Source organism: Absiella sp. AM09-50 (assembly GCF_003433845.1).
GTDB classification, from domain to species: Bacteria; Bacillota_I; Bacilli_A; order Erysipelotrichales; family Erysipelotrichaceae; genus Hoskinsella; species Hoskinsella hominis.
In genome coordinates this window covers 85,960-96,441 of record NZ_QVFI01000017.1, presented here as the reverse complement: position 1 = coordinate 96,441, position 10,482 = coordinate 85,960, and the positions used below count along the sequence as shown (strand labels likewise).

Genomic DNA, 10,482 nt, shown 5'->3' with positions numbered 1-10,482 from the left:
CTATATTCCTGATTTTTGTTTTTGTCAATACCCTTAACTTATTGGCATTGGTTAATCATATTTATCTTATTTATGTGTGAACTTATACTAATGATAACATTGTACAATAAATCTTCTATTGAAGATGTTTATAGCGCTTCATCGGATTGGGTTGCAACAGAATCGTATTTTGTTTTAAATGCTTCTCCAGATTTATTAAAACAAGGGAAAAAAGACGTTCAGAAATTATCAGAAAGTCTTTTGTTATATTCTAAATATGAACAAGATAAAGATTGGCAGAATATGTATCTAAAAGCAATGGAATATAATAGTTACTACGGACAAGTTTTTTCTTATTATCCTACAGATTTTAGCGAGTATTATATAAATTCAGATCGTCTTGAACAAATAAGAGCAAAATATAATTTTCCATCAATTAAATCTTATGGTGAAATTTTAGATCCATACGCAAATGCAGCAGAAATGTTTTCTTGGCCACTTCATGAATTAACTTATTTTACTGAACTATATGAAAAAAATCTAGTTCCTATGACTTATTCTCATGTGGATAGTACTACAGTCTTTTTACAGATCTTACGAAACATATTAGTTTATGCCACACCAATTTTAATTATATTATTATTTTATAATGATCGAAAAGAATATCATGATATGGGAATTGATAAAACTATGATGGTAATTCCAAAAGCAAGAAACAGATTTATTTTTGGGAAAGTTGTTGCTAATTCCTTGATTATAATGATGATAATATTTGGGCCTATACTGTGTTTTACTTTAGTTTTAGGCATATTTGATCATTTCCAAAATTTATCTTATCCTTTATTCGCTAATAAAGCAGGTATATCAAGTATACATTATTCTTTCTTTCCTAATTTATATAATTTAGGAACTTTACAAGAATCTATTGAATCAGGTATAATGACGAACTTTGGATTGACATATACAAGTATAAATATGCTGTTTAATCCATACATGGACTTCATTCCCTTATGGCAAGGAATTTTATTAACGCTTATTTTATATATCGCTTTGATATTTTTGTATGTTCAAATCAATATGTTTATCACAAGATTAATTAAGAATCCAAATTTAGCTTTAACGATTAATATAGCATTAATTCTAGCATTGATATTTATATCGCCATTAACTTCAATGGAATTCATAAATTCTTTTAATCCATTGACATATAGAGATCCGGGTATGAATGTTATGGGAACGAGCTATTATCCATGGTCATTAGGTATGCTTGTCATCTTCAGCTATAATATCATTTTATATTTAGGTAATAGAATAGTTTTTGCTAAAAAGTATTATGGATAATCATTAGAGATTATAAAGTGGAAAATTAAGTCCTCTCGCCTATTGTTCACAATGATCAATGCACTAAAGTTTTGATAATGATTTCCTTAATTTCTTATCTATGAGATATATTATTTCAAATTGGATGTAGAAAAAAATCTTCAAAATCGAGGATTTTTTTTATAAACCCAAAGCATATCTTCAAAAGTTTTACACATTTCTTTTTCTATCATATCTTAATCTATCTTATTTATAATATAATACATATTCCTCAAAAGCTTTTTTAAACTCTGTACATCTTTTCTGTGATAACGGAAGAATAGATCCATTGGCTATGATAATCTCTTTATCTCTTATTGCTTTTATCCAAAAACAGGCTTCATTGCGCTTTATATGGAAACAACATATACATCATACTGCGTTTTATATATAAATTCGCTATATTTTACTTTGCGTTTTATATATAAAATAACCATTTTTATATTGCGTTTTACCTCATGAAGATATATAATCAACTTGAGGTGATAGCTGTGCTATTTAAAAGAAAGATATATCAGAAATTAATTGATTGGAAAAATAATGCTGCTGGAGAGAAAGCTCTGATGATAGAAGGTGCTCGTAGAATTGGAAAATCCACAATTGTGGAAGAATTTGCGAAAAATGAATATAAAAGCTATTTATTGATTGATTTTAATGACGCAAGTGATGCTGTTAAGAATGCTTTTTCTCTTTATTTAAATGATTTAGATACTTTTTTCATGATATTAAGTGTAGAATATAATGTTCAATTATATCCAAAGGAGTCCATCATTATTTTTGACGAAGTACAACAATTTCCTAAAGCACGTCAATCTATAAAAAAACTTGTAAAAGATGGCCGTTATGACTATATAGAAACTGGATCGCTCATATCTATAAAAGAAAATGTTAAGGATATCACGATTCCTTCTGAAGAACGAAAATTGAAGATGTATCCTTTAGATTTTGAAGAATTTTGTTGGGCATTGAATGAAACAATGCTAGTTGAATATATAAAAAAATGTTATCAAGACCTCAAGCCTTTAGATGATACTTTGCATCATAAAGCTATGCTTCTTTTTAAGCAGTATATGCTGATTGGTGGTATGCCAATGAGTTTATCTAAATACTTAGAAAATAATAGAAGTTTTATAAGTTCAGATGAAGAAAAACGGGATATTCTAGCATTATATCGAGATGACATAAACAAAATTCAAGCGAAATATCGTACAAAAGTTTTGTCCATTTATGATCAAATACCATCATTTCTATCACAACACGAAAAACGAGTACGCTTATCTAATATCGAATTGAACTCCGCTTTTCCTATGTATCAGGATACATTTTATTGGTTAGGTAATTCCATGATTGCCAATGAGTGTTTTAATTGTAACGATCCTAATGTTGGTTTAGCTTTAAATGAAGATCGTACCTATGTTAAATGTTATATGGGTGATACTGGTTTACTTGTATCTCATGCATTTAATGAAAAAGAAATATCCGATGGTCAATTATACAAGCAGATATTAAATGATAATTTATCCAGCAATGAAGGTATGTTATTTGAAAATGCAATTGCACAATGTTTAGTAGCGAACAACTATCCTTTATTCTTTTACACAAAGTATAACAAAGAAAAGCATAGGAATGATATCGAGATAGATTTTATTATTTCTAATGGTTCTAAGACAAAACCAAAAATTCATCCTATAGAAGTAAAATCTAACAAAAAATATACAACAACATCTCTTGAAAAATTTGTTGAATTATATTCAAAGAGAATTGGTACTGCTTATATTATTCATACCAAAAACTTATCTGTGAAAAATTCAAAAATCGTTTGTATTCCAGCATATATGACATTTTGTTTATAGACTTAGCCTATAGAAATATAGGATTGGTTAGTATTAGATGAATATAGTGAAAAACCTTACTACATACAATCCTATAGAAACAATCCCAATTCACAAAAAAGTCCTTCACAATCATAGTGAAGGACAATACTTTCAACCCAACCATTTATATACCACATATCGGTCAGTGGTAAACTTTTACACTCTCTAAATTTTGTCTGCCTTTTTCTATTTTCGATATTGATCCAACAAATCTTTTAAATCCTTCCCTTCCTCATGCAGCTGATCCATGGTTGTATCTCCTACTAGACTTCCTCCATCAATCACAATACAGCGATCCGCAATTGTTTCAATTTCTTCAATGTTATGTGTAGAAATTAAAATGATGGTATCATCATGTAGCTGTTCAATCAATAATTTAATCGTATCTTCTTTTGCGTATACATCCAATCCATTAAAAGGTTCATCTAAAACAATCAGTTTCGCATTCATCGCAAATCCTGCTGCAATTTCTGTTTTCATTTGTTGTCCTTTTGAAAACTCTTTTATTTTTCCACCATCGGATATTTCAAACTTTGATAATAGTTCATCATATTTGTTTTGATCAAAATGAATATAGTAATCCTTTAAAAAAATTCCATATTCCTTTGCGGACATATTCGGCATAAAACTACCTTCTTCACTGATGAAAGCCACATCCTGATATTGATCATAAACAGGTTTCTCATTCCATAAAATGCTACCGTTATCAATTTGAATCAGATCTAATATTGATTTCAACATAGTAGTTTTACCACTACCATTTCTTCCAAGAATTCCAGTGATTTCTCCCTCCTGAAACTGTATGGATAAATTTTTTATACCTTTTCCATTTGTATATGTCTTACTCACATTATCTAATATTAGCATTATTTTTCCTCCAATTTCTCAAATGTTCCAAAATCCATCAAGCCATTCATATACGCAATTGACATATCGTAAGGGATGATGATATCTGTTTGATATAGGCAGGCATTACCTTCATATACAGCTAATCGCCATCCTTGTTCATTTGGCAGTAGACCATTCACATATAATTTTCCATTCCATAACAGAATATCATGTACTTTGTTTACCTTAAAATTAATATCATATAAAGTTTCTAAATCATCTGCATCGATCAATACCAGCTTATCTCCTGTGGATATGTACAGAACGTTATCCTTTTTTTGTATATATGTGCTTTGATCAAATGCTGTTAACTTTCCTTTCACTGAGATTTCTTTTATCATTGTTCCATCTGTTTGATACATTCCCAAATATATATTTTGCTTATCATGACTTGCGATATATAAGATATCATCTATAAACTGATTGGTATCATATATTCTGTTTACAGGCAGTTTTGTTAGTTTTTTGACTTTCTTTTCACCTTTATTATAAGTGATATCATAAATATAATTATCACCTTTCATTGCTTCATTGGTAATTGGCGCAAAGATATAAGATTCTTCATTAATCTGATATAAAACATCCTGTCGAACTAGTTGAAGGTCATATGTTTCTTCCCCCTGATCCATCGCAAGATGCTCACGCTTCCATTCTCCAGCAGAATACATAATCATATAATTTTCATTACTGTAATCGGTTAAGTCAGTGAAAAATTTATAATCATTCGCATTTCTTTGCCATCCATAACCTACCAATGCTTCATTCAGACATTGTTGTGTAGGATTACATCTTTCTACTTGATAAGTTTTTCCTTTATCGCTTTGATATAATATATAAGCATCTAAATCTTCATATAAACGCTTCCTTGTATAGTCATAATGATTAGAAAATTTTTGGTTTTCTTTGTGATGTGTGGTATTTATTCTACCATTTTTTAATGTGAATTCCGTCATATTTTTTCCTATTTTATAAGAGGCATGGAAGCTTACTGGTGCTAATTCCTCACGATTTCCTTGTTCATTTTGAAACTCTAATGTCAAACTATGCGTCATATAGGAAGATGAACATAAATAAACCAATAATCCAATGGCGATAATACCAGAAAATACAACTGTTTTTTTCATGATTTCACTTCCTTTTTCTGCCTGAATATTTGTTTTAAAGAAATATAAGAATAACCCCAAGCAGCAATATAAAACATCATATGAAAGATCACAGAATAATCTGAATATTGCCAACTAAATTGAATTTGACAAAAATCTAAGATGATCACAGGGATTACGAATATAAATTTTTTCAACTTAAAACTAATCGTAAATACATAGCACTGTATTCCAATATTCATCCATAACATGAGATTTCCGATTAAATTTAAACGTTCATATGGAAGCATCAATTTAAAAATCGCATTATCCCAGCTTGTAAGTACAATTTGATTGACACTGTGCATACCACTAATCATCAAATATAATAACCAGCTAAAATAAAATACTAGAAACAATCCCATAAAGGTAATCATATGAAATATTAACTCACTCCACATATAGGCTTTCTTTTCTGGCAATAATAAAATACGTTGATAAGTTTCTGTTTTAAATTGTTTAGATATCCGTCGTATTTGTATGATCCATAATGCAATCACACTTACCATGACAAGCAGCAAATAGGTATAACTATAAACCTGTTGCGTAAAACCAAGTGCCATCATACCTATGGCAACGATGATATAAAGGATAGAAATTGCTTTGATACTATGCCTGCTTGTCTGTTCCATAATCGTAAATATCTGTTTCATATGAACACCTTCTTCCACATGTTTCCTCTACCTTAACGATATCACAGTTTATCTAAATACAGTAGTCAATTTTCAAATTTATTCCTTAGTTTAAAAACTTTCCATGTTCTTTTATTTTGCTTATCGTATGATCCATTCGATAAGGCACTTTGATTTCTCCTTTATAAACACATGCACTGCCCTGATATGCCTGTAGATACCAGCTTTCTTCCTCACTGCCTTTGGTCAAGAGATATAGCATATCATTCACATATGTTAGATCATACATTTCCTGTTCAATCGTTATGGCATCTGTAGTTTTCATATGATCCATATCAATCACTCGATACTTCGTTCCTATTTTCCAAATCACATGATGATTTCTTACATACATTTCTGTAAGTGCATCGTCTTTGTGATATTGATAATCTATCTTCATTTCTTTCACCAGGGTACCATCTGTTTGATATACTGTGATATACAAATGGGTATCATCGTGTGAAAATACATATAATTCATTATCTGAAATCTCCATGGTTTCATATAAACGGTTTTTAGGAAGTTTTGTGATGGCAGTGACTTTATTTTCTTGGTTTTCTTTCAAATTGATTTCATAAATCTCATTTTGTCCGATGGCATGCTGGTCCATTGGCGGCATGAAATATATCGTATCTTTTCTTTGATAAACACCACGTCCTCTATCTTCTTTATTATCTTGAAAATACAAACCACGATGAATGTCTTTTATCTTATCTTTTTCTATACGATAACCCTTTGTCACAGAATCATTCACTTTACAGGTTGCCATATATTTTTTTAGTTGATATTCATCATTGCTGTTGTCAGAAATACTTGTTGTTACAATTGCCTTTTGTTTATCATTGGGATCAATAAGTGAAACATCCAAGCGATATGATAATGGGTATGATGCTATATTTTCATCCTGAATATCACAATTTTGATAAGTATCTCTCCAATTATCACTTAATAAATAACTTTGATCATCCTTCATTTCATAAGATTTATCTCCAATGACTTCATTTTTACCATTATATAGGTTTTCATAAATGGTGGAATCTGTGGTTTGAATATGATACTGAAATTTACTGCCTGATGCTTGGATATCAATATCACGCTGTCCAATTTGATAAGTCATTTGATAATTCAGAGAATCTAAAACTTTACGATTGCCTTCTAAATCATTCAATTCCATTTCAAATTGTTTGACTTGTGTACCTGATAACCACATACAACATAGAAACATAATTAAAGATATTAAAATAAATGCAACATATCCGGCCTTTTTCATTCTGACACCCTCTTTCGATTCAGGTTCATGAATTTTCTCATATGATAGAAATCATATAAAATTACGCCTGTAATAAATACTATAATAACAAAAAACATAGTTTCATCCACCGTATTCATATTGAATATCATCTCATATGATACAAAGATTGTTGGAAATACTGAAATCGTATTTTCTTTCAAAGCGATAGATAAGGAAGTCGCAAGGGTCTGGAATGCGAATAGCATGACATAAACAATCATCAAAGCAATATTCCAAATATTATCCATAAACAGAAAGGAAATGGAAATCGTGGACCATGTCGCAATAATGAATTCATTACTGTTTGTAATACCCAATATCATATATGCATAAACAAACCAGGAAAAATAAAGACATACAAATAAAAACATATAGGATGCTAGACAAAACAATAATTCACTCACAACAAATGCATAGGATTTCACTGGCAACAAGCGTAATCTTACAATGGCACCATCTTTCACCAATTCATTGATTCGATTAAAATGCACCTTCATAATGATCAATAAGCCTGCCATCAAAATGATATCAAACAGCAATTGATTATCTGCGAATAAGGCAATTGACATGATGACCACAACGCAAAAGATTGGATAAATCAAGCATAATTTTTTCATACTTTTTGCGCAATTCTGTTCCATCATAAACAGTATATCTTTCATTTTTCCACCCGCTTTCTTTACGCATACATGCGTTTTGGATGCCAGATATTTTTCATATATATACAATACGTGATACACAATAGTGCTGAAATCCCCAACATAGTAAAATGGTGGTAACATAATACCAATGGAACTATGGTAATACAAACTAGAATATCTTCTATTCGTTGTTTATGAAGCAGTCTGGATACCGCAAACACATGGCACCACATCGAAGTCGCAAGCAGCCATAGTAACATTTCCCCAGAATGACGCAAATTCATTACCAATATTTGAGCGATATAGCCATTCGATGATACAGCTTCCTGATAGAACATCTCAAGTTGTGCTGGTGTTACTTTCGTCTGATATTGTTCAATCGTAGATATTAAATTCAGCTTTAAAATATAATGTATAAAAACATAACAGCATACCAGCAACAGGAATACCACAATTGTATCTGCGATAAACCATGCATACTGATGTTTCCTTAAAAACATAAAGCGTTTCTTTCCACTATCATAGTCACGATACAACAAATATGCGAACGTTACGATATTTGAGATCATCACAAACAACAGATAAATGATCGATTTTGTGGTAAATGCGATGCTTTCTATTTCATTTATTGGCTGATCCTGCATATATGGCTTTAGTGTCCATTCTAATAGCACTGTTTTTTGTAGTACACAAATGACACCAATTACGACTCCCCATACCAGAAACATGATCCAATCTGTTTTTATTCGATGTACTATCGCTTTCCACATGTGTATCCCCTCCTTCATCTTTTAAAATCCATCCTAAAGCCTAAATTTTGATCATATGTATATCCACCACCATCTAATTTGTATAATTCCCATTCATAGATGCTTCCAACATACAATAATTTGCTTTTCTCATATACATAAATTCTCGCATCTGTTTCCTTTTCCTTGATGTTTTGATACCTTCCTAGCAAATAAAGTTTTCCATCTTTATAATACATATCCTGAATATAGCTTAATTCGTCTTGAAATGAATCAACGATTTTTCCACGATCTGCGTCAATCACATATATCGTTTCATCGATTTTTATATTAATATATTGATTGTTTTGCCTTAAGCTAATAAAAGATAAATCATCATAATCACAATTCTCTATACTTTCTATTTTTAATTCATATTGCTTATTCCCTTGTAAATCATAACCAGTGAAATACCAGTTTGGCTTATCATAGGAAACAACAATCAATAAATCTTTATTTCTTAATAATACAGAATCATTTCGCTGTGGCAGTTTCACAAACTTTTCTGCTTTAAAATCTTTGATTCGATAGATATAATTCTGTCCACTTCGATGATTATTTATTTCTGGCATAAAGTAATACGCACCATCCGACATAGGAATCGCAACACATACATCAAAATCATATTGAGCTGTTGGATCATCTTCTCTTGCATATGTTTGATCATCTCTACCATCTTTTCTCTTTAAATATAAACTCAAGCTATCATCACTATGCTCTACAATATCTGTACGAATTTCAGTTACTTTCTGACCATTCATATAATATACAAGTTGCGCCTCATCAATTTTTTGTTGATAAGATGTACTTCCATCAGCATTTGTTTCTAGCCATGGATTCGATGTTTCTTTGCCAATTCTATCTATATCCACACCTTTTATATCATCATAAAGCCTTGGATTCAGTACATCATAAGTAGGACTTTCCTTTACAATCTTTGTGGAAACATGTGCATCCTTTATACTAGCTTTTAAATAAGATTGTTCACCAGCATGCGTATATTCGATTTCCATATTCTTTAATACATCACGATTCCCTTGGATATCTTTTATTTGAAAATCTGCAGTTTGACTTTGATAGTAGAAATATCCCAATGAAAAACATCCACCTAATAAACCAACACATAGAAAGCTGATTATTTTTTTCATCGTTTCCACCATCCTTTTCCACCTAATAATTTATTCAAAAGATATAAACTAATCCCAAATGCCAGTAAGATGATAAACCATACATATGATTGATCTATAAAAAACCACATCACTACAAATATCAATATAATAAGTGCAGGCAAGACATATTCCTTTTTCATAAACGCAATACAAACGGTTGTAGATTGAAGGCTGAGAAATAACCAATAGCCTATTATTGTACACAGCTGAATAAAATCAGAAGAAAACACATAATATAACAGCTGATTATCTAATGCGGAAGATAAGTAAAATATTTCTCTATGATTGGCTATATTTAATGGATATATCTGGTAAATGATTATCCAGCTAATGAGTTCTCCAATCATTAATAATCCAAAAGATGCGAGCATAAACAAGCATTCACTTTTGACAATGGTACTTCTTTGTTTTGGAAGAAGGAATATACGATTCCAGGAACCATACGCATAGGAACGTTTCATTCTACGATATTGAATATAAATCAAACAAATACATGCCAATATCATAAATTTCTTAAAGTAAAGTGAATTCATAAGATTGTAATATTTAGAAAAATATGAATATATCAAGTTCGTTATCATCAATATCATACTGATTATAATGGTTGGTATCATGCTTTTTTCACATGTTTCCTTCATGATTGCCATGATTTGTTTCATCGAAATCCCTCCTTTTTTTAT

At 30.5% G+C, this 10,482-nt stretch carries 10 protein-coding genes; 2 read left to right on the top strand and 8 right to left on the bottom strand.

Annotated elements, in window-relative coordinates; translation table 11 throughout:
- Nucleotides 1-90: 90 nt before the first annotated feature.
- Nucleotides 91-1,320, top strand: a complete 1,230-nt coding sequence (locus DW114_RS14185) for a hypothetical protein (RefSeq protein WP_117454393.1) — start codon at nucleotides 91-93, stop codon at nucleotides 1,318-1,320.
- A 509-nt stretch (nucleotides 1,321-1,829) separates the two neighbouring features.
- The gene (locus DW114_RS14180) at nucleotides 1,830-3,191 is read left to right on the top strand and encodes an ATP-binding protein (protein WP_117454392.1); all 1,362 of its coding nucleotides are present in this window, start codon (nucleotides 1,830-1,832) and stop codon (nucleotides 3,189-3,191) included.
- Nucleotides 3,192-3,398: 207 nt separating this feature from the next.
- On the opposite strand, the gene DW114_RS14175 is transcribed toward DW114_RS14180, so the two are convergent.
- From DW114_RS14175 to DW114_RS14140, 8 genes are all read right to left on the bottom strand, one after another.
- On the bottom strand, nucleotides 3,399-4,079 hold the full coding sequence (locus DW114_RS14175) for an ABC transporter ATP-binding protein (RefSeq protein ID WP_117454391.1): 681 nt from the start codon (nucleotides 4,077-4,079) through the stop codon (nucleotides 3,399-3,401).
- Nucleotides 4,079-5,224 carry a hypothetical protein gene (locus DW114_RS14170; protein ID WP_117454390.1) on the bottom strand — a complete coding sequence of 382 codons (1,146 nt, stop codon included), beginning with the start codon at nucleotides 5,222-5,224 and terminating at the stop codon, nucleotides 4,079-4,081. Before DW114_RS14170 ends, DW114_RS14175 begins: the two co-directional genes overlap by 1 nt.
- Nucleotides 5,221-5,895: a hypothetical protein gene (locus DW114_RS14165; RefSeq protein WP_147322631.1), complete on the bottom strand. Its 675-nt coding sequence runs from the start codon at nucleotides 5,893-5,895 to the stop codon at nucleotides 5,221-5,223. The genes DW114_RS14170 and DW114_RS14165 overlap by 4 nt, the downstream gene beginning before the upstream one ends.
- 85 nt (nucleotides 5,896-5,980) lie before the next feature.
- Complete coding sequence (locus tag DW114_RS14160) at nucleotides 5,981-7,183, bottom strand: hypothetical protein (RefSeq protein WP_117454388.1); 1,203 nt, start codon at nucleotides 7,181-7,183, stop codon at nucleotides 5,981-5,983.
- Nucleotides 7,180-7,866 (bottom strand): hypothetical protein, encoded by a 687-nt coding sequence (locus tag DW114_RS14155; RefSeq protein WP_117454387.1) that lies wholly within the window; start codon nucleotides 7,864-7,866, stop codon nucleotides 7,180-7,182. The genes DW114_RS14160 and DW114_RS14155 overlap by 4 nt, the downstream gene beginning before the upstream one ends.
- 17 nt (nucleotides 7,867-7,883) lie before the next feature.
- Entirely contained in the window at nucleotides 7,884-8,615 is a 732-nt protein-coding gene (locus DW114_RS14150; RefSeq protein ID WP_117454386.1) for a hypothetical protein, read from the bottom strand.
- A 14-nt stretch (nucleotides 8,616-8,629) separates the two neighbouring features.
- Nucleotides 8,630-9,781, bottom strand: coding sequence for a hypothetical protein (locus tag DW114_RS14145; RefSeq protein WP_147322632.1), 1,152 nt, complete (start codon nucleotides 9,779-9,781; stop codon nucleotides 8,630-8,632).
- Nucleotides 9,778-10,461, bottom strand: coding sequence for a hypothetical protein (locus DW114_RS14140; RefSeq protein ID WP_117454384.1), 684 nt, complete (start codon nucleotides 10,459-10,461; stop codon nucleotides 9,778-9,780). Before DW114_RS14140 ends, DW114_RS14145 begins: the two co-directional genes overlap by 4 nt.
- Between the last annotated feature and the right edge of the window lie 21 nt (nucleotides 10,462-10,482).